At 63.8% G+C, this 20677-nt stretch carries 16 protein-coding genes; 13 read left to right on the forward strand and 3 right to left on the reverse strand.

The genetic code is table 11. From position 1 onward, the window contains the following. The first annotated feature begins 17 nt into the window (after nt 1-17). The 4 genes from K0O62_RS00475 (at nt 18) to K0O62_RS00490 (ending at nt 4869) form a co-directional block, all read left to right on the forward strand. Nucleotides 18-923 (forward strand): polysaccharide deacetylase family protein, encoded by a 906-nt coding sequence (locus K0O62_RS00475; protein ID WP_073858409.1) that lies wholly within the window; start codon nt 18-20, stop codon nt 921-923. Continuing rightward, the gene (locus K0O62_RS00480; RefSeq protein WP_079244082.1) at nt 863-2119 is read left to right on the forward strand and encodes a peptidase dimerization domain-containing protein; all 1257 of its coding nucleotides are present in this window, start codon (nt 863-865) and stop codon (nt 2117-2119) included. The genes K0O62_RS00475 and K0O62_RS00480 overlap by 61 nt, the downstream gene beginning before the upstream one ends. Next, nucleotides 2116-3339 (forward strand): MFS transporter, encoded by a 1224-nt coding sequence (locus tag K0O62_RS00485; RefSeq protein WP_073858407.1) that lies wholly within the window; start codon nt 2116-2118, stop codon nt 3337-3339. The genes K0O62_RS00480 and K0O62_RS00485 overlap by 4 nt, the downstream gene beginning before the upstream one ends. 441 nt (nt 3340-3780) lie before the next feature. Further along, on the forward strand, nt 3781-4869 hold the full coding sequence (locus K0O62_RS00490) for a TauD/TfdA family dioxygenase (RefSeq protein WP_073858406.1): 1089 nt from the start codon (nt 3781-3783) through the stop codon (nt 4867-4869). Between the two features lie 199 nt (nt 4870-5068). Here the strand turns inward: K0O62_RS00490 and K0O62_RS00495 are convergent, their stop codons facing one another. Continuing rightward, nucleotides 5069-5671 (reverse strand): TetR/AcrR family transcriptional regulator, encoded by a 603-nt coding sequence (locus K0O62_RS00495; RefSeq protein WP_079244081.1) that lies wholly within the window; start codon nt 5669-5671, stop codon nt 5069-5071. Nucleotides 5672-5805: 134 nt separating this feature from the next. Between K0O62_RS00495 and K0O62_RS00500 the strand changes: the two genes are divergently transcribed. Continuing rightward, nucleotides 5806-7332, forward strand: coding sequence for a Re/Si-specific NAD(P)(+) transhydrogenase subunit alpha (locus K0O62_RS00500; RefSeq protein ID WP_220045485.1), 1527 nt, complete (start codon nt 5806-5808; stop codon nt 7330-7332). Nucleotides 7333-7347: 15 nt separating this feature from the next. After that, complete coding sequence (pntB, locus tag K0O62_RS00505) at nt 7348-8769, forward strand: Re/Si-specific NAD(P)(+) transhydrogenase subunit beta (RefSeq protein ID WP_220045486.1); 1422 nt, start codon at nt 7348-7350, stop codon at nt 8767-8769. Nucleotides 8770-8861: 92 nt separating this feature from the next. On the opposite strand, the gene K0O62_RS00510 is transcribed toward pntB, so the two are convergent. Both K0O62_RS00510 and K0O62_RS00515 read right to left on the reverse strand, forming a co-directional pair. Then, complete coding sequence (locus K0O62_RS00510) at nt 8862-10340, reverse strand: aldehyde dehydrogenase (RefSeq protein WP_073859058.1); 1479 nt, start codon at nt 10338-10340, stop codon at nt 8862-8864. A 295-nt stretch (nt 10341-10635) separates the two neighbouring features. After that, nucleotides 10636-11805: an SDR family NAD(P)-dependent oxidoreductase gene (locus tag K0O62_RS00515; protein WP_083603731.1), complete on the reverse strand. Its 1170-nt coding sequence runs from the start codon at nt 11803-11805 to the stop codon at nt 10636-10638. Nucleotides 11806-12028: 223 nt separating this feature from the next. Between K0O62_RS00515 and K0O62_RS00520 the strand changes: the two genes are divergently transcribed. The 7 genes from K0O62_RS00520 (at nt 12029) to K0O62_RS00550 (ending at nt 20494) form a co-directional block, all read left to right on the forward strand. Continuing rightward, nucleotides 12029-13909, forward strand: a complete 1881-nt coding sequence (locus K0O62_RS00520) for a flavin-containing monooxygenase (RefSeq protein ID WP_073859060.1) — start codon at nt 12029-12031, stop codon at nt 13907-13909. Between the two features lie 146 nt (nt 13910-14055). Beyond that, the gene (locus tag K0O62_RS00525) at nt 14056-14694 is read left to right on the forward strand and encodes an NAD(P)H-dependent oxidoreductase (RefSeq protein WP_205870626.1); all 639 of its coding nucleotides are present in this window, start codon (nt 14056-14058) and stop codon (nt 14692-14694) included. A 124-nt stretch (nt 14695-14818) separates the two neighbouring features. After that, nucleotides 14819-16279, forward strand: a complete 1461-nt coding sequence (locus K0O62_RS00530) for an APC family permease (protein ID WP_073859061.1) — start codon at nt 14819-14821, stop codon at nt 16277-16279. A 153-nt stretch (nt 16280-16432) separates the two neighbouring features. After that, on the forward strand, nt 16433-17587 hold the full coding sequence (locus K0O62_RS00535) for an acyl-CoA dehydrogenase family protein (RefSeq protein ID WP_073859062.1): 1155 nt from the start codon (nt 16433-16435) through the stop codon (nt 17585-17587). A gap of 27 nt (nt 17588-17614) precedes the next feature. Beyond that, nucleotides 17615-18799, forward strand: coding sequence for a CaiB/BaiF CoA transferase family protein (locus K0O62_RS00540; protein ID WP_073859063.1), 1185 nt, complete (start codon nt 17615-17617; stop codon nt 18797-18799). A gap of 1 nt (nt 18800) precedes the next feature. After that, a complete protein-coding gene (locus tag K0O62_RS00545) occupies nt 18801-19667 on the forward strand; it encodes an HTD2 family dehydratase (protein ID WP_097933678.1) in 867 nt (288 codons plus the stop codon). Then, a complete protein-coding gene (locus tag K0O62_RS00550) occupies nt 19664-20494 on the forward strand; it encodes an HpcH/HpaI aldolase/citrate lyase family protein (protein ID WP_073859065.1) in 831 nt (276 codons plus the stop codon). The genes K0O62_RS00545 and K0O62_RS00550 overlap by 4 nt, the downstream gene beginning before the upstream one ends. Nucleotides 20495-20677 lie beyond the last annotated feature (183 nt).

The following is a 20677-nucleotide window of genomic DNA, read 5'->3' on the forward strand; positions in this document are numbered from 1 at the left end:
CTTTAGGAGCACGCTCAGTGGATATACCGACCGCCGGCACCGGTCTCATCCGGGACTTCATCGGTTACGGCAGGCAGATCCCGAAGGTCACGTGGCCGAACGGCGCAAATGTGGCGGTCAACCTTGTGGTGAACTATGAAGAAGGGTCGGAGTATTCGTTCGATCGTGATGGTGAGAACGATGTGCCTGTCGAGGCGCCGTACGACTTTCCGGCCGATACCCGGGACCTTTCCCGCGAGTCGATGTACGAATATGGCAGCCGCGCCGGAATCTGGCGACTGATGCGTCTTTTCGATGATCTGGACGTGCCGTGCACCTTCTACGCCTGCGCTGAGGCGTTCGAAAAGAATCCTGAGGTTGCGAAGTACGCCCGCGCCGCCGGCTACGACCTGCTCAGCCACGGACTTCGGTGGAACGAGGTGTGGCGCTACACCCGCGACGAGGAGCGCCAGAACATCCGCAGGGCCATCGAATCCTTCGAACGGACCTGGGGTGAACGTCCCCGTGCCTGGTACTGCCGCTACGGCGCGTCGGTCAACACCCGCGAACTCGTGGTTGAGGAGGGCGGGTTCGTCTACGACTCCGACGCGTACAACGACGATCTGCCCTACTACATCCCGATGGGTGATCACCGGCAGCTGGTGATCCCGTACAGCCTGACGTACAACGACCTTCAGGGCGACAAGAGTCCGTCCCTGTTCGCCGACTACATCACTCGTGCATTCGACGAATTGTGGCGTGAAGGTGAGAACGGTTTCCCGAAAATGATGTCGATCGGACTGCACCCGCGGGTCGTCGGTCAGGCGGCACGTGCCAATGCCCTGCGTCAGTTCATCGAGCATGCACAGGCGACTGGGAAAGTATGGTTCGCCCGCCGCATGGACATCGCCAGCCACTGGCTCGAGCACCATCCGGCCTCGTGACCAGTCCCTTCACAGAATTACTCGCCTCGAAGATCCGCACCGCACTCGAGCAAGACTGGCAGAACGTCATCGCGGTCAGCGAATTCATCCACGCGAATGTCGAAGAGTCTTCGAAAGAATTCGCGTGCAGTGCACGCCTGACAACCGAACTGGAACATCACGGGTTCACGGTCGAACACGGAGTTGCGGGAATGGATACCGCGTTCCGTGCCTCGTTCGGGTCCCCCTCCGCTGCATCGACGGTGGCGTTCGTCTGCGAGTACGACGGACTTCCCCCGTACGGGCAAAGCTGCGGTCACAACGTCGTCGCCGCGGCATCCTACGGCGCAGCCCTGGCGTTGCGGCCGTTCGCCGACGACCTCGATCTGCGGGTGCTGGTGATCGGAACACCGGCCGAGGAGGGAGTGGGAGGCAAGTACATCCTCGGTGACGCAGGCATATTCGATGATGTCGACTTCGCCGCGTCGATCTATCCGGGCATGGATGACATCTCCGCCTCCCGGACACTTGCCGCTCACCGCCTGACCATCGAGGCATTCGGTGAACCGGCACATGGCGCAGCTCATCCAGAACTCGGTGTCAACGCCCTTGACGGGATCATCCTGGGGTTCTCCGCAATGGCTATGCTGCGCCCGAACCTGCCGCCCACCGCCAGAATCCACGGAATCATCGAAGAAGGCGGCATTCACCCACAGGTCGTGCCCGATTACGCGCGGGCGACGGTGGTCGTGCGGGCCGCAGATCTCATCGAGCTCGCAGAGGTTCGATCGCGTGTCACCCGCGCCTTCGAGCAGGCGATCGAGGCGGTGGGAGCGCGGAGCACGGTCACCCCCGCACAGCGATGCGCCGAAGCGGTACTCGGCATCGAGGCGCTGGCCGGTCTCTTCGACAACGCCCTGCGGGTAGTGGGACGTACGCCTCAATCGACCGACCAGGTCGCCGGCGCGTGGTCGACGGATGCGGGCGCGCTCAGCCGCCGCGTGCCCTACCTCCAACCACAGATCAAGATGACGACCCGTTCGGTCCCCCCGCATTCACACGCTTTCCACGCGGCTAGCGTCGGCCCCGACGCCGAGTCGTGCATCTCCGATTCGGCGATCGCTCTGGCCGCGATGGCCGCTGAGTACGCGAGTGATCCGATGGTTCGCGCGGAGGTGGGATCCCAGTTCCGCCAAGCGACAACGGGTAGGCCGTGATCGATACCTTCGCGGGCAGAATCGGCGCTGCACGGCTGTTGGCCTTGTCGGTGGCCTGTGGCCTGACGGTCAGCGTCACCTACATTCCGCAGTCCCTACTCACGAGTATTGCCGGCGACCTTGGCGTATCGCCTGGGCTGGCCAGTGTGCTCGCTACGGTTGCGCAGATCGGCTACGCGATCGGCATCCTGCTTCTCGTCCCGCTCGCGGCACGTCTGGAGGTGCGGACGCAGGTGACCTACCAGGCGCTGGCGCTGACCTGCACGCTCTTGATGGTGGCGGTGGTCCCGAACATCCTCGGCGCCGCGGTGGCTTTCCTGGCTGTCGGATTGGTCGCAAACATCTCACAGGTGCTCATTCCAGCCGCGAACCGGATGAGTGCCGACTACCGAAGAGGACAGACGAACTCTGTGCTCGTCGGGTCGTTACTCGTGGGCATCTTCGGTGGCAGGGTGCTGGCCAGCCTGTGCTCGGAATGGATCGGGTGGCGTGCGACGGTGTGCGCCTTCGCGCTGGCGGTCCTCGCCACCATTCCCGCCACACGCTGGGCCCTGCGAGATGCACCGGCGCCGGAAGGTGGTGCGGGGGCGCATATTCAACTCGTGCTGACGACCGTGCGGCAAGCCGTTTGCAATCCCATACTGGTCCGTTCGGCACTGACCCAGGCATGTGTGCTGGCGACCTTCAACGCGCTGTGGACCGTGATGGTCCTGCATCTCACCGGGCCCGGCATAGCGTGGACGTTGGGGCAGGCAGGGCTGTTCGGGTTGGTGGGGTTGGCTGCGGGCTTCTTCACCCCTTATGCGGGTCGCCTCATCGACCGGTTCGGAGCCAGGCCGATGACCGGATGGTTCCTGTTGGTTCTCCTGACGGCGATGGTGGGCATATTGCTGACGAACAGCACGCCTGTCGCCTTCGGCATAGTCATGTTTGTTGCAACGTGGGCGAACCAGTCCGCGTTGTCGGGGAACCAGGTGCGAGCCCTCGCCACCGATCCGCAGCGGTCCGCTCAGCTCAATACGGCATTCAGCTTCATCGTCTTCCTCGGCGGGGGGACCGGCGGCCTGCTGGGGCCGATCATGTACGCCTGGCAGGGGATCAACGCTGTTGCCACAGTGGCGATGGGGCTCATCGTCCTTGCCATCGCGCAATGGCGGGTGATACCCCGTACGGCCACCGACCGACTCCCGCTCAGCCAATTATCTGCTGCCAAGCCATGAACGATCCTGATCCGACCGCGACGATGGGAGCATTATGTCCATACCGGCTCGCCGACTCCGCTGATCACCTCACGTATCGAGCGTGTCCGTGATTATGTTCTGGGTCTTGATGAGCAGGCGGCGTGGAGTGCCGAGGAGTTCGAACGCTGCTGTAGTACGAGGGATCTGGTTCTCACTGATGGTGAGAGTGCGATGCTGGGTGAACTGGCCCGCCGAGGTTCACACATCGGCGTTGCATGATATGCACAGCCCTGTTCGAATTTTACATAGCGTAATCAGACCAGCGATCAATCCGTAACAGCTGCCGATCAAAATCGAGGGGAAACGTTTCGCGGGAAGTCACCGCGATCAAGGCGGCAGTTGTAACTATCTGCGGCGCAGGTCGATCCGGGACGGCGTCGACGAACCGTATAACCGAAGAGCAAACAGGAGAGACCGACGATGACCACTTCCTACAGCCCCACTCCGCTGATCACCTCGGGTATCGAGCGTGTTCGTGATTATGTTCTGGGTCTTGATGAGCCGGCGGCGTGGCGTGCCGAGGAGCTCGAAAGCCGGCGTAGTACCTGGGATCTGGCGCTCACTGATGGTGAGAGTGCGATGCTGGGGGAACTGGCCGAGGAGGCCACCGAGAAGTTCGGTCAGTGGTCGGCCGGTAACGGTTCCCGCGAGCAGTGGAAGCAGTTGGCGACGCCGTTGGCGAAGTACTTCTCCACGGTCGAGCATTCTCTGGAGGGCGGGACCGGGATCGCGCTGTTGCGCAACCTGCCGGTACGCACCGCCGACGCCGAACTGCCGTACAACGAGAACCTGTTGTGGCTGATCGGCGCCGCGATCGGGCAGCCGGTCAACCAGATGGGCGGCGGCACTCTGCTTGCCTCCCTCGCGCAGCGCGAGAAGGCCCGTCCGGACCACGTGCGCCCGGAGAACACCAACGAGGGTCTGGGTTTTCACACCGATGGTTCGGATCTGTTGATGCTCATGTGTATCCGGCAGGCGATGGTGGGTGGCAACTCGGTGGTGTCCAGCTCGGCGCGCACCGTCAAGGAGATCGCCCGCCGCTACCCCGAACTGCTGCCCGCGCTGTTCGAGGACTATTTCCCCTTCGACCGGCAGATGGAGATTCTCGACGGCGACACCACCTACTACCTGAGCCGGCTGTGCACGATCGTCGACGGCAAGATCACCACCCGCTACGTGCGCTCGCTCATGGACGGCGCCCTGTACCGGGGCGATTGCCCTCCGCTGACCGAGCGGCAGATGCGCCTGATGGACGTGTTCGACGAGATCTCCAATGAAGGTGGTATCGAGGTCGGATTCGGGTCGGGGGACATGGTGATCGCCAACAATTACAGCGTGATGCACGGCCGTTCCGAGTTCATCGATTCCGAGGACGAGACACAGCGTCGCCTGCTCGTACGACTTTGGCTGGCAATGGAAAACGGACGCCCGCTGCCGTTCGACTTCGACCGCGGTGTCAACCACGACGGCGTCGCTCGCGGTGGCGTCCCGTACATCAATGTCTGCTGAGTGGACCTGACGACTTCTCTGACTCGATCGCGGTGGCTGGCCGGGGGATCTATCGGCCGGTCAGCCCCCAGGCCGAGTAGCGCCACTCCGCCACTTCGACGGAGGTTCTGGATCGCCGGTGTGCCAGCCACAACAGCGCGGACCGTGACTCGGTGACCCTCGGCCCGCGCTATCGACCGAGCGGGGTTGACCGGTGGCGCTACGAGACGTTGAAGACCCCGGAGTCAATCGCTGCCTGGATTGTCGCGACGAGCTTGTCCGCCTGCTTTGACGACTGTCTGGTCTGCAGCATTTGGTGCTGAATGATGAACCCGTCGATCAGTGTCAGCAGCATCCGACCTAGTGCGTCATAGTCGTACTCGGGCTCGTCGTCGCGCCTCGCCTGGCGGCACAGGCCGCCCAGGTGTTTTATCCAGGTGCGGTAGGTCTTCTTGGGTATGTGTGCGAACTCGCCGGACCGGATGGCCCAGATGGAAACCTCGTAATCGGTGAGCCGATCTTCGAAGGTGTGCAGCGCCCAGGCCGCGGTTTCCCGCAGAATCGCCGCGGCGGCCGCGCTAACGCCCATACCGGGGGAGACGGACTCCTCCAAGCGGGTCCTGCCTTCGACTCCGAGGGTCTCCATGACCATCTCGTAGAGTTCATCCTTACCGCGGAAGCAGTAGTGCAGACTGGCGAGCGGAGCGCCGGCTTCGTCCGCGATACGCCGGGTGGTTGCGTTGGTGACTCCGTGTTCGCGGATAACCCGCGTCGCAGCAGCCACTAACTGTTTTCTGCGCTCTTCCGTCGACACATAAGCCACAGCACGAGTTTACGGGCAAATCTCCGAGAACCGACCACTGACTGGGTCAGGCGTCCGCCGAATCGTGCCGTGTGGGTCCGCCATCCGAGTCATGGTCAATCAACCTGGTCAGATGACCATGTTACTGTGTCGCGATGATCGTCGGGATACCGCGTGAGTCCCTACCTGGTGAGACGCGCGTCGCTGCGACACCGCAGAGCGTCGGGCAGATTATCAAGCTCGGCTACACAGTAGTCGTCGAAAGTGGAGCGGGCGCCGCGTCCAGCTTCTCCGACGCCGCCTATGTGGAGGCCGGGGCCACCATCGGATCGCCCTGGAACGCCGATGTGGTGCTGAAGGTGAATGCGCCGGATGACTCCGAGATCGCCGCGGTGCGTGACGGGGCGACGGTGGTCGGTCTGATTTCGCCGGCGCTGCGTCCGGATCTGGTGGAGAAGTTGTCGTCCCGGCCGATCACGGTGCTGGCGATGGATGCGGTGCCGCGGATCTCGCGGGCGCAGTCGTTGGATGTGTTGTCCTCGATGGCCAATATCGCCGGCTACCGGGCGGTGGTGGAGGCCGCGCACGCCTTCGGCCGGTTCTTCACCGGTCAGGTCACCGCGGCGGGCAAGGTGCCCCCGGCCAAGGTGCTCGTCGTCGGCGCCGGGGTGGCCGGGCTGGCCGCCATCGGCGCCGCGGGCAGCCTGGGTGCGATCGTGAAGGCCACCGACCCGCGCCCGGAGGTGGCCGATCAGGTCGCCTCACTCGGTGGGGAGTACGTGTCGGTGGATCCGGCTGCGGCCGAGGTGTCGGCCACCGGCTACGCCAAGGAGATGGACGACGATTACAAGGCCCGCGAAGCCGCCTTGTATGCCGAGCTGGCCGCCGACGTCGACATCATCATCACCACCGCGTTGATCCCGGGCCGGCCCGCGCCGCGCATCATCACCGCCGAGATGGTGGCCTCGATGAAACCGGGTTCGGTGATCGTGGACATGGCCGCGGCCAACGGCGGCAACGTCGAGGGCACCGTCAAGGATGAGGCGATCCTCACCGACAACGGGGTGCGGATCATCGGCTACACCGATCTGGCCGGCCGGCTGCCCGCCCAGGCCTCCCAGCTCTATGGCACCAACCTGGTGAACCTGCTCAAGCTGCTCACCCCGGAGAAGGACGGGGTGCTCACCCTCGACTTCGACGACGTGGTGCAGCGCTCGATCACCGTGGTCCGCGACGGGCAGAGCACCTGGCCCCCGCCGCCGGTGCAGGTCTCCGCGGCTCCTGCCGCCGCGACCGCGGCCGCGGCCCCGGTGGTCAAAGAACCCAAGAAGCCGATGAGCACCGCACGTCGGCTGGGGTTGACGTTCGCCGCGGCGGCGGCGCTGTTCGCGTTCATCGCGATCTCGCCGGCCGCGCTGCAGGTGCACCTGGTGGTGTTCGCGCTGGCGATCGTCATCGGCTACTACGTGATCGGCAATGTGCACCACGCCCTGCACACCCCGCTGATGTCGGTGACCAACGCGATCTCCGGGATCATCGTCGTCGGCGCGCTGCTGCAGATCGGCCAAGGCGATACCGCCATCACCGCGCTGGCGTTCGTGGCCATCCTGCTGGCCAGCATCAACGTCTTCGGTGGCTTCGCGGTGACCCGCCGCATGCTCGCGATGTTCTCCCGCAGCTAGAACGGAAACTGTCTGATGTTCAGGATTGAAAACGTTGCCACCGCAGCGTATCTGGTTGCAGCTTTGCTGTTCATTCTTGCCTTGGCAGGCCTCTCAAGGCATGAGACATCAAGAGCTGGAAATACTTTCGGTATGGCGGGGATGGTGGTGGCGCTCATGGCGACCATCATCCTGGCGGTACACGGGCAGATCGAGCCGCTGGGTCTGGGCCTGCTGATCGGCGCGATGATCGTCGGTGCGGCGATCGGGCTGTGGCGGGCGCGGGTCGTGGAAATGACCGGCATGCCCGAACTCATCGCGCTGCTGCACTCGTTTGTGGGCCTGGCCGCGGTCCTCGTCGGCTGGAACGGCTACCTGCACATCGAGGCCCACCCCGACGGCGCGGACACCGCCGCGATGGCCGCCGAGGGCATGCTCGGCATCCACTCGGCCGAAGTCTTCATCGGCGTGTTCATCGGCGCGGTCACCTTCACCGGGTCGATCGTGGCCAACCTGAAGCTCTCGGCGCGGATGAAGTCCTCCCCGCTGATGCTGCCCGGCAAGAACTACCTCAACATCGGCGCCCTGCTGGTGTTCTTCGCCCTCACCGTCTGGTTCGTCATCGACCCGCAACTGTGGCTGCTCATCGTGGTCACCGTGCTCGCCCTGCTGCTGGGCTGGCACCTGGTCGCGAGCATCGGCGGCGGCGACATGCCGGTGGTGGTGTCGATGCTCAACAGCTACTCGGGCTGGGCCGCGGCGGCATCGGGGTTCCTGCTCGGCAACGACCTGCTGATCATCACCGGCGCGCTGGTCGGCTCCTCCGGTGCCTACCTGTCCTACATCATGTGCAAGGCGATGAACCGCTCGTTCCTCTCCGTCATCGCCGGCGGCTTCGGGATCGAGGCCGGCCCGGCCGAGGACAAGGACTACGGCGAGCACCGCGAGATCACCGCCGAAGCCGCCGCCGAACTGCTGGCCTCCGCCTCCTCGGTGGTCATCACCCCCGGCTACGGCATGGCCGTCGCCCAGGCCCAGTACGGGGTCGCCGATCTGACCCGCAAGCTGCGCGAACGCGGCGTCGACGTGCGGTTCGGCATCCACCCCGTCGCCGGCCGGCTGCCCGGGCACATGAACGTGCTGCTGGCCGAGGCCAAAGTCCCCTACGACATCGTGCTGGAGATGGACGAGATCAACGACGACTTCGAGGCCACCTCGGTCGTGCTCGTCATCGGCGCCAACGACACCGTCAACCCCGCCGCCTCCGAAGACCCCAGCTCCCCGATCGCCGGCATGCCCGTCCTGACCGTGTGGAACGCCGAGAACGTCATCGTCTTCAAACGCTCCATGGCCTCCGGCTACGCCGGGGTGCAAAACCCGCTGTTCTTCCGGGACAACACCCAGATGCTCTTCGGCGACGCCAAGGACCGCGTCGACGCCATCAACGCCGCCCTCTGATCACCGACTGATCGTCGATGAAGAAGGGCCGCCCCGAAACAGATCGGGGCGGCCCTTCTTCTGGTCTTTTCGGTAGTTGGCCCGGTCGGGCCTCAGCGCATTACGAAGGGGCTGGCGGTCGGAGCTCCGGTGTTGATCCAGACCGACTTTGTGTCGAGGTACTCGTCGATGGCATGCAGCCCGTTCTCACGTCCGATCCCGGAATCCTTCATGCCGCCGAACGGTGCCATGAAGCTGACCGCCCGGTAGGTGTTGACCCAGACCGTCCCCGACGTAATACGTTCGGACATCCGGAATGCGCGCGCGATGTCGGACGTCCACACCCCTGCGCCGAGGCCGAAGCGTACGTCGTTGGCGATGGCGAGCGCGTCTTCCTCGTCGTGGAACGGGATGACCGACAGGACCGGGCCGAACACCTCTTCCTGGGCGATGCGCATCCCATTGCGCACATTCGTCAGAATCGTCGGCTCCACGAACCGGCCCCGGCCACATTCCGGTCGATCTGCTGCGCGGCCGCCGAGTGCAACGTCGGCACCCTCGCTCTTGGCGATGGCGATGTAGTCGAGCACCTTGGCGTACTGCGGCTCGGTGGTGATGGGTCCGACGTCCGTGGATTCGTGCATGGGATCTCCCATGCGTGCAGACCGGGCGAGTTCGACCAAGCCGCTGACGAATTCGTCATGGATGGTGTCCTGGACGAGTAGACGGGATCCGGCGATGCAGGTCTGACCGGTGGCCGCGAAGATTCCGGAGATCACCCCGTTCTTCGCCGCGTCCAGGTCGGCGTCGGCGAAGACGATGTTCGGTGACTTGCCGCCGAGTTCGAGACTGACGTGCTTCAACTTCTCGGCGGCCGCGACGTTGATCTGGCGGCCGGTCACATCGGAACCGGTGAAGCTGACCGACGCAATCAGGGGGTGCTCCACCAGCGGCGCGCCGACGTCCCGGCCGTATCCGCTGACGACGTTGACCACGCCCGGCGGAAGTCCTGCGTCATTCAGCAGGGCGGCGAACTCCAGAGTGGACGCCGACGTGAATTCGGACGGCTTGATCACCGCCGTGCAACCGGCGGCCAAGGCCGGCGCCAGCTTCCAGGCGAGCAGCATGAGCGGACTGTTCCACGGGGTGATGATCCCGACGACTCCGCGTGGTTGCCTCTGGGTGTAGAGGAAGTAGCCCTTCTTGTCCACGGGCACAACGGTGCCCTCGATCTTGTCCGCGAGTCCACCGAAGTAGTAGAACCATTGCGGTAGATAGGCCAACTGGCCGTACATCTCGCTGAACAGCTTGCCGTTGTCCAGGACTTCGACCTTGGCCAGCTGCTCAGCGCGTTCAGCGATGACGTCACCGATCCGACGCAGGATTGCTCCGCGCTGGGTCGGAGTCATGTCGGACCACGGCCCGTTGTGGAACGCGTCGTGTGCGGCTCTGGCCGCCTTGTCCACATCTTCGGCGTTGCCCTCGGGGATCTGTGCCCACGGTTCGGCGGTGTACGGATTCTCGCTATCGAACCAGCTTCCCGACGCCGGGGTGACGTGTTCCCCGCCAATGAATAGATCGTATTTCTTCACTAGCTGCCCCTTAGATGTTGGGAATTCGGTCGGGTGAAGCGAGCCCAGGGTTCTGCCTTATCAGTCGCATGCGTCGCGAAACAGCAATGAAATGGCCGATGCTCGTCGAATCAGGTCAAATGACCAACTCCGCTTCGGCGTCATTCAAGTCGACTCTCGCACTGCTGTCAAGGGATGCGGCAGCAATTTTGGATCCTCGCGAACCAGGGCGTGCCACCACGCAGAAGAGGCGTCGCCGCCGCCCGGGCAGGGCGGCGACGACGCCTCTTCTCGTTCGGCCTGGGTTGCGACAGATTCAGTCGACCGGAGACTGGTTCACGCGGTTCATGATGGAGTGCCCGGCATCAACCGGCATGATGACACCGGTCAGGATCGAGGCCGCGCCGGACAGCAGGAAGGCGACAACCTTGCTGACCTCGTCTGACTGAATCCCCTTGTTCCCCTTCAGGATGGCGTAGTGGCGCGCGGCCTGAATCAGGTCGTCGGGAGATCCGTTCGGCTGGCCGGACATCACGTCGTAGGCATCCTGCCAATGGTGCATGTCCGTATCGATGAATCCGGGGCAGATGGCGTTGACGGTGATGCCATGCGGGCCGAGTTCGAGTGCGGCGTTCCGCAGTAGTCCGATGATGCCGTGCTTGGTCACCGAATAGGGCGCACCCCCCGCCATACCCTCGTCCAGCCCGAGCACCGACGACACCAGAACGATCGAACCCTTGTTGCGTTCGATCATGCGGGGGATGGCTGCTTGAATCGTATTCCACGGACCGGTCAGATTGATGGCCAGTGTCTCGGACCACGCGACCTCGGTGGTGTCCTCGATGGATGCGATCTCGCCCCAGATGCCGGCATTCGCGACGACCATGTCCACCGGCCCGAACTCGGACTCGGCCGCCTGCACCGCCTTGTCGAGATCGGCTCGGGAGCGCACGTCACCGGCAATGGCGATGGCGCGGCCACCGTCACGGCGGATCTGGGCGGCAACCTCTTCGGTCTGCTCGGCGGTCGCCAACGGGTACTTGACCGATTGCACCGCCTGAGGTCCGTCGAAGAGGGCCACCGCAGCGCCACGTGCCGCGAGTTCGCGCGCGTGGGCCGCACCCTGTCCGCGTCCGGCCCCGGTGATGAGCGCTGTGCTTCCGATCAGATCATTCATCTTTGTTGTAACTCCTTTACTAGTGGAGGATCGGAATCGCTGGTCCGATCGTGGACGGCCTTTTCGGGACAGGTTGCTGTCGTCTGAACCGACGATGACGTCGGACCTCAAAGCGCATACGTGGCCGGCGCCCTGCTCGCCGACGGCGCCGATTCCGGCCGACGGAACACCAACTTGGTCAAGTGACCTAATCGGGTGAACTGGACGATGCCCCACGTGGTGTCGTCTGTCAAGCGGAAGGACTCGCCGTCTGGGGGAGGCGAAGCGCAGGACTGTGTGGCGCGCACCTGTGGCGATTGTTTCGGCCATGTTGCAGGTGTTCGGGCGACCAACTTTTCTCTTGACAGTGATCCGCACCGCAGTGAAGATGGTCGAACAACATAGTCAATTGACCGACTATGGCGAGAACTTCCTCGTCAGAAGAGCGAGGGGTGCGATGCCGAGTGAAGGTCGACCAAAACGATCGGGATCGGCGATTGCTGTCCCACGTCGAACCATCCTGTCCACGCCTATCTGAATACGAAGGACCACGATGACCATCCTTGAATCCACCGTCGAAGAAGCCGCGGATACGCCGCAGTTGCGCGCTGTCGGTTGGCTGGAATCATTCGGCAATGCGCTCGCGACGCAGTCCCGACCCGCATTGCAGGACCTGTTCGAGCCCGCGGCCGGTTGGCGCGACCTGGTGGCCTTCACCTGGAACCTGCGGCAGGCGCATGACCGCGATGCGATCGTGGATCTTCTGTTGGGGACCAACCCGGGTATCGCGGCCGAGGGTTTCCGGATCGATGAGTCGCGGCCGGCGCCGACCGAGCTGCCCGCGGCCGACGGTGGGCTACCGACTGTCGAGATGTTCTTCCGTTTCAACGTCGAAGCCGGGGAGGCCGACGGCTATGTCGTCCTGGTTCCCGATGCCGACCAGCCTGAGGTGCTGCGGGCCCGCACACTGCTCACCCGGCTGGTGGCCCTCAAGGATGGGCCGTCGCTGTGGCCCCCACACGGGCGATTCGACGCGGAGCATCCGGACGTGCGGTGGGGCGAGTTTGTCCGCCGCCAGCAGGCGTTCGAGGATCGCGATCCCGAGGCCCTGATCGTCGGTGGCGGCCAGTTCGGCGTGATGACGGCGGCCAACCTCGCCAAGCTGGGTGTCGAGGCTCTGATCATCGACAAGAATCCGCGTGTCGGTGACGCGTGGCGCCTTCGCTACGAGTCGCTGTGCCTGCATCAGCCGAACAACATGCTGCACTTTTCGATGATGCCGTTCCCGCAGAACTTCCCGGAGTATCTGCCGAAGGACAAGCTGGCGCAGTGGTTCGAGAGCTACGTTGCCAGTTTCGACCTGAACTTCTGGACCAGCACCGAGTTCGTCGGTGCCACCTATGACGAAGAACGTGGTGAATGGGAGGTCACCCTCAGGCTGGCCGACGGAAGCACACGGGTCATGCGCCCCAAGCATCTGCTGATGGCCACCGGCGGCAGTAGGATCCCGATGATTCCGGATCTTCCAGGTCTGGAGGACTTCGCCGGCACCACACTGCACGGCGACTACTACCGTGACGGTGCGGACTACAAGGGCAAGCGGGTCCTGATCATTGGCACCGGCACCTCGGCGCACGACTTCGCGCATGACATCGTGCGCGCGGGTGGCACCTCGACCATGGTGCAGCGCAGTCCGCTGATCGTGATCGACCAAGCGACGGCCAACGTGATGTTCGGTGACTACACCAACCATGATGTGCCGACCGACCTCGTCGACCTGAGGTTCCTGGCCGGTGGTGTCTACCACCAGGAGCGCAGTGCTTTCATCGAGTTCCAGAAGTACGCCGATGAAGCAGACAGTGAACTGCACGAGGGCCTGAGAAAGGCCGGCCTGAAGGTGTGGTCGGGTGAGGACAACACCGGCTTCTACTACACCTACCTCAGCAAGAACAAGGGCGGGTACTACCTCAACGTGGGTGCCTCCAACGCGATCGCACGAGGCGAGATCGACATCCTTCAGCTGGACACCATTGAGAAGTTCGACGCTGCCGGCATTGTGCTCGACGACGGCAGTCGGCGTGACTTCGACGTGATCATCTTCGCCACCGCACAGGAGTCGCATCTCAAGGGCATCGAGCGGATGTTCGGGAGTGAGTTCGCCGAGAAGCTGGGCCCCATCTGGGGATTCGACAACGACGGTGAGATGCGCAATGTCCTCAAGCCGACCGCCCATGAGGGATTCTGGATTCTCGACGGCAGCATCCCGATGGCGCGTTGGCATTCGCCGTTGGTCGCGCTCTTGGTGAAGGCCGAGTTGATCGGTGCGATCCCAGCGGACTTCAAGGCGGAGGGGCACATCAGCCGTACGCCCGTCGAGCCGATGCCTGCTCTGGAGATCGAGATCCGCAACCGCGAGGGCGCACGATCGGCGTAGACCGCACCGAGATGCTGGGGCGAAGAGATCAAACCGTCCCAGCATCTCCGCGGTTATACCCGCTATAAACGCGAAACCGATTGAACACCTGGGCTTTAAACGTAATCCCGCCCGGGAATGATACTCCGAGAATAGGAACCACAGCTTTGTCTGACCTGTACGAGCGCCATGCATTGATCGTTACTGCCCTCCCTGATCCGCAGTCGGTAACCGGAGAGGTCGTGCGGGCACTGGCGTCCGGGCTCGCCGCGGACGGCCACACCAAAGTCACTGTGCACGACCTGATCAGTGCAGGGTTCAACCCGGTGTTCGGTCCTGCCGACCTACAGCGGTACCGGTCGTCAGGGAGCGGCGGGGAGATCCCGGTCCCCGATGATGTGCTTGCCGAGCAGAAACTCATCGAATCCGTCGACACCGTGGTGCTGGCGTTCCCGGTGCACTGGTGGACGCTGCCTGCGGTTCTCAAAGGCTGGATTGATCGGGTGTTCATCCGCGGCTGGGCCTACGGGCCCACCGTCCAGGGTGAGCCCCCGGTCCGGGGGTTGCACTTCGTGGCAATGGCTGCGTTCGGCCAGGAACCGTTCGAACGGCGCGGCTACAAGCAGGCACAGGAGAAGCAGTGGATCGAAGGGCTTGCCGAGTACCTCAATATTCCGCATTCCGGCGTTTACAACTTGTACGAAAGTGAATCAACCGACCCGGCCGTGCACGCGAAGATCGTGGATCAAGCGCGCGAGGCCGGCGTCACCATCGCGCGGTCGATCGCTGCTCGCTCCGAAGCATGACCGGCGTTCTTCAGCCCTGAGCACGACAAGCACAGTTCGATTCCAGTCCGTATAGCCCCGCGGCTTAGCATCATCACCCCCGGCTGCCCAGCCGAACGGACCCGATAGCACAGAAAGGTTTGGTATGTCTGACCTCCAGTCGGTGTCCGACTCGACTTCGACGTCGCAAAGCTCATCGAAACCGGGACTCACCGGCCATATGGGAACAGCGGCACTGATTTTCACGGTGCTGGCCGTGGGAGCTCCGCTGGCGAGTGTTTCCGGTGTGTTCCCGGTGGTGATCAGCTTCGGCGGTTCGGCCGCGCCGATCGCGTACGGGATTGCCACGGTGATCTTGCTGGCCTTCGCCGCAGGGCTGGCCACCATGTCGAAGTTCGTGCCCAACCCGGGCGCGTTCTACGCGTATGTGACGTCCGGCCTCGGCAAGCACGCCGGCCTGGGCGGGGCGTTTCTCGCGATCTTCGCCTACTGGTTGATCGCGACCGCCACCTATGCGTTCTTCGGCTCTGCTACCAATAGGCTCCTCTTGGCGTTCGGTGGACCCGATGTTGCCTGGTATTGGTGGCAGATCCTCGGTTGGGTCATCGTCGGGTTCATCGGTTACCGAAACGTCGAATTGTCGGCCAAGGTACTGACCGTCGCCATGGTGCTCGAGGTCGCGATCGCAGTTGTCTTCGACGTCAGCATCATTGCGCGGGGCGGCGCCGAGGGACTGTCCCTTCCGACAATTGACTCCGATGTAATCAACTTGGGCGGCCTCGGCATCGCCGTGTTGTTCAGCGTCCTGTGCTTCATCGGTTTCGAATCGACGGCGATCTTCCGTGAGGAAGCCAAGGATCCCGAAAAGACTGTTCCCCGTGCTATGTACCTGTCGGTGTTGTTGGTCGGTGTCTTCTACGCGATCAGCATTGCACTCATGATTCTCGCCTACGGCCAGGACAATGCCCAGGACGTTGCAGCTGAAAATGCCGCCGGGATGTTCGACGAGGCCCTCGGTACCTACGCCGCACCGATCTTCAGGGATATCTGCGCGATACTGTTGGTGAACTCGGTGCTGGCTTCACTGATCGCGTTGACGAACATGCTCTCGCGCTACCTCTACGCGCTCGGTAACGACGGTGTGCTTCCCAAGGCGCTCGGCCAGGCACACCCCAAGCACGGTTCACCGTACCGTGCTTCGTTGGTGGTGACCGCAATGATCGGACTGCTCGGAGCACCGTTCATGTTTGTAGCGGCCGAGCCGATGGATCTGTACGCCAAGATGGTCGGCGTCGGGATATACGCCCTCATGGTGCTGATGACGCTCGCCAGCGTTGCGGTACTGATCTTCTTCCGTCGCAACCCGCAACCCGGAACGTCGCCGCTGAAGACCACCATCGCACCTATCGTCTCGATCGTCAGTTTCGCGGTCGTGCTCTATCTTGCGACCACGAACATGGATCTGGTCAGCGGGCTGACCGGTGGTCTGGCAGTCGGCCTGGTGGTGCTCACGTATCTCGTCATTGTGGCCGGCGCCGTCGCAGCGGCGATCTACCGGAAGAACAAGCCGGAAACGTTCGAACGGATCGGTCGCCAAGACCTCTGAGGCAAGGGGACGGCCCCACGAGCTGTGAAAGCTCTTGGGGCCGGCCCAGTTCAGCCTCGGTATCCGGATCCCACGTTCGACACTGCCGGCATTTCTTGGATGCCGAACTCATAACTTCCGAGAAGATTTTCTATAGAGAACGGAGCTGCAGCAATGGTGCTGTCCGCAGAAGAGAAGTCACTGATCGAGACGGTTCGCGACTTCGTCGAGAAGCAGGTCAAACCCGTCGTGCGAGACCTCGAACACACGAACACCTATCCCGAGGAACTCATCGAAACGATGAAAGACATCGGGATCTTCGGGTTGGCGATCCCGGAGCCCTACGGGTTCGGGCAGGTGTCCATGCCGTGTTATGTAGCGGTGACCGAGGAACTCGCCCGCGGGTGGATGAGCCTGGCCGGCGCGATGGGCGGGCACACCGTGGTGTCCAAGCTGATCATGCAGTTCGGCACGGAGGAACAGAAGCAGCGTTACCTGCCCCGGATGGCAACGGGCGAGTTGCGCACGACGATGGCACTCACCGAACCGGGTGGCGGGTCCGATCTGCAGGCCATGCGTACGGTGGCCCGCCGGGACGGCGACGAATACGTCATCAACGGCAGTAAGACCTGGATCACCAACGCCCGCCGGGCCGGCCTGATTGCCCTGATGTGCAAGACCGATCCCGCCGCCGAGCCCGCGCATCGCGGGGTATCGATCCTGTTGGTGGAGAAGCTCCCCGGCTTCACCGTATCCAAGGATCTGCCCAAGCTCGGCTACAAGGGTGTGGAGAGTTGTGAACTGAACTTCGCCGACTGTCGGGTACCCGCGGACGCCCTCCTCGGGTCCGCTGAGGGAAGCGGCTTCACCCAGATGATGAAGGGTCTGGAAGTGGGGCGGCTGCAGGTGGCCGCCCGGGCTACCGGTGTCGCGCGGGCGGCGTTCGAGGATGCGCTGCGCTATGCCCAGGAACGCGAAAGCTTCGGAAAGCCCATCTGGGAGCATCAGTCGGTGGGCAACATGCTCGCCGACATGGGCACCAAACTGTCGGCCGCACGTGCGCTCCTGCAGAGTGCCGCAGCGAAATTCGACTCCGGCGCGCGCTGTGACATGGAGGCTGGGATGGCGAAACTGTTCGCCTCCGAGGTCGGGATGGAGATCGCACTGGATGCGGTGCGCGTGCACGGTGGCTACGGCTATTCCACCGAGTACGACGTCGAACGTTACTTCCGCGACGCCCCGCTGATGATCGTCGGTGAGGGCACCAACGAGATCCAGCGCGGCGTGATCGCCAAGCAGCTCGTCAAGCGCGGTGGCCTGGATCAGTGAGCCGCCGACTGGTCGTGAGGCGATGACATGTTGCCTCTGAATGGAATCACCGTGCTGTCGCTGGAGCACGCGGTCGCGGCACCCTTCGCCACCCGGCAGCTCGCCGATCTCGGGGCACGGGTGATCAAGGTCGAACGTCCAAGATCGGGCGACTTCGCCCGCCAGTACGACAATTCCGTCCATGGCGAATCGAGCTACTTCGTATGGCTCAACCGGTCGAAGGAATCCATCGCGCTGGACCTCAAATCCGAGCACGGACACCTGGTACTCCACAAACTGGCCGACCGCGCCGACGTGATCGTGCAGAACCTCGGTCCCGGGGCAGCCGCCCGGCTGGGTTTGTCGGCCGAGGACGTCCGTGACCGGGACCCGAGCAAGATCGTCGTATCGGTGACGGGGTGGGGCAGCTCGGGGCCATGGGCCGACCGCAAGGCCTATGACCTCCTGGTGCAGTGCGAAACCGGCCTCGTGTCCTTGACCGGTACCCCTGACCAGGTCGCCAAAGTCGGCGTATCGATCGCAGACATCGCCGCGGGTATGTATGCGTTCAGTGGCACACTGGCCGCCCTGTACCGTCGCCAAGCCACCGGCGAAGGCGCCACCATCGAGGTCTCGCTGTTCGAAGCGCTCGCTGAATGGGTGGGGCAACCGGCTCACTTCACCGCAGGAGCTGGGCAACAACCCGGCCGGTTCGGCGCCCAGCACGCCACCATCGCACCCTATGGTCCTTTCCAGGCCGGCGACGGACACACCGTACTGATCGCCATCCAGAACGAACCGGAATGGTCGCGGTTCTGCACTGTTGTGCTGCAGCGTCCCGAGGTCGCCGAGGATTTCCGATTCACCTCCAACACACTGCGTGTGGCGAACCGGTCCGACGTGAACGCCGTCATCACCGAGGTCTTCACCGCACTGCCGACCGCGGAATTGGAGTCACGGCTGGCAGCCGCGCGCATCGCTTTCGCCGGCGTCAACACCGTCAGCGAATTTCTCGACCACCCGGTGCTTGCCGCGCGGGACCGCTGGCGGATGGTCGACACCGAGAGCGGGCCCGTGCGAGCACTGCTTCCACCGATCGACATGGGCGCCGAGGCGCGCATGGGCCCAGTGCCCGCACTCGGCGATCACACTGCGGCGATTCTGACCGAGCTCGGATTCGATCCGGCGGAGCACCCGGGATCTGTGCATTCACACCATGAAGCGAGGAACTGACATGTCGCTCTCGGTCGACGGACTCGATCAGTATGTGCAGGACTGGCACCCTGACCCGGTCAGCGACACCGAACTGCTGAGCGCACGTCCTGCCGCTGCGCTCGCGGCCACACTCGATCTCGACTGCGAGCTCGACGTGGGCGACGCGCTGCCGGCGATGTGGCACTCGGTGTACTTCGCGGAGTGGTCGCCGACATCGGCGCTCGGCGCCGACGGACACCCCGGTGAGGGCCGCTTCATGCCGCCGATTCCCAACCGCCGCAGAATGTTCGCCGGCGGCCGGCTCGTCGTCCACGAACCCCTGGTCCTCGGCAGGGAGGCGACCCGGCGAGCTGAGGTCGTGTCCACGGCAGTCAAGAACGGCAAGACAGGGCAACTGCTCTTCGTCACGGTGCGATACGAATACAGCCAGGACGGCCAGCCCAGGCTGACCGAGGAGCATGATCTCGTCTACCGCAGTGACACCGGATCCTCGACCCCGTTCACACGCGTTGACGAGGCATTGTCAGCCCGCAGTGCGCCGTGGGCTGTCGAACCCACCACGCATCCGGCGTTGCTGTTCAGGTTCAGTGCCCTCACCTCGAACGCCCACCGCATCCACTATGACACCGAGTACGCCCGAGAGGTCGAAGGATTCCCGGCGTTGGTGGTACACGGGCCGTTGTTGGTGCTCTACATGGCGGAGCTGGCGCGTATCAACTGCCCGCGGCCACTGCAGCGGTTCCGATACCGCTTGATGAAGCCGGTCTTCCTCGGCGATGCGATCCGCGTCCAAGGCGATCCCGCTGTCGACGGTGACTCCGTCGAACTGTCGGTGGTGTCTGGCGCCGGAACCATCCATGCAAGTGCACAGGCCGACTACGCATGACCGCTGGGTACGATGCCGACGTCATCAGGTCCGCGCGGTCGTTGTTATTCGTGCCGGGGAACCGACCCGGACGTTTCCCGAAAGCCATGGCGGCACAGCCCGATATCGTGATTCTCGACCTAGAGGACGCGGTTGCCGCCGACGAGAAGGCCACTGCACGTGAACACATCGCCGAGTGGTTCGCCGCAGGACGACCTGGGATGGTTCGCATCAATGCGGCCGATACCCCCTGGCATGAAGCGGATCTGGAGTTGATTCGCCGGCACCGAGTTCCGGTCATGCTTGCCAAGGCGGAATCCGTTGAGCAGATCCGCCACATCACCGACCTGGCTCCGGGTGTGTCCATCATCCCACTGATCGAGACAGCGGCGGCAGTGGCGGCCGTCGGGAAGCTGTGCACGGTCGAGGGAGTGGTGCGACTGGCCTTCGGCAGTATCGACTTCGCGAACCAGATCGGCGTCGACCCCGATGACCGGGACGCACTGCTGCTGCACCGGTCGATGTTGGTGCTGGGGTCCGCAGCAGCCGGACTGCCGGCACCTATCGACGGCGTGACCACCTCGCTCACCGACAGTGACGCTGTGACAGGTGATTTCACCTATGCGAGGAGACTTGGCATGGGAGCGAAGCTCTGTATCCATCCCGCCCAGGTTGCCGCTGTGCATGCCGCCGCGACAACGACGGAAGCCGACGTGCAGTGGGCACAAAAGGTGATCAGGTCGTTCGACGCCGCCAACGGTTCCGCGGCCGCCGTCGACGGTCAGATGATCGACGTGCCGGTGGTCGAGCGCGCCCGGCACATCCTGGCGACCGCCGCCGACCGCTGACAACGACGGCCTCGCCCGCTCAGCCGGGGGTTCCACTGGGGGCGAGATGTTCGGCCGGCACTGCACCGGCGGCCCTGCGGATGTCCTGCGCCATGGCCGACCCCGACACGGTGAGTGCACCCACCTGAGCGGCCGTGAGATCGCCGAGCCGAAGTGGCGCTACGCGGTTGCGGGCAGCCGCAG

The organism is Mycolicibacterium diernhoferi (assembly GCF_019456655.1).
Classification (GTDB): Bacteria; Actinomycetota; Actinomycetes; order Mycobacteriales; family Mycobacteriaceae; genus Mycobacterium; species Mycobacterium diernhoferi.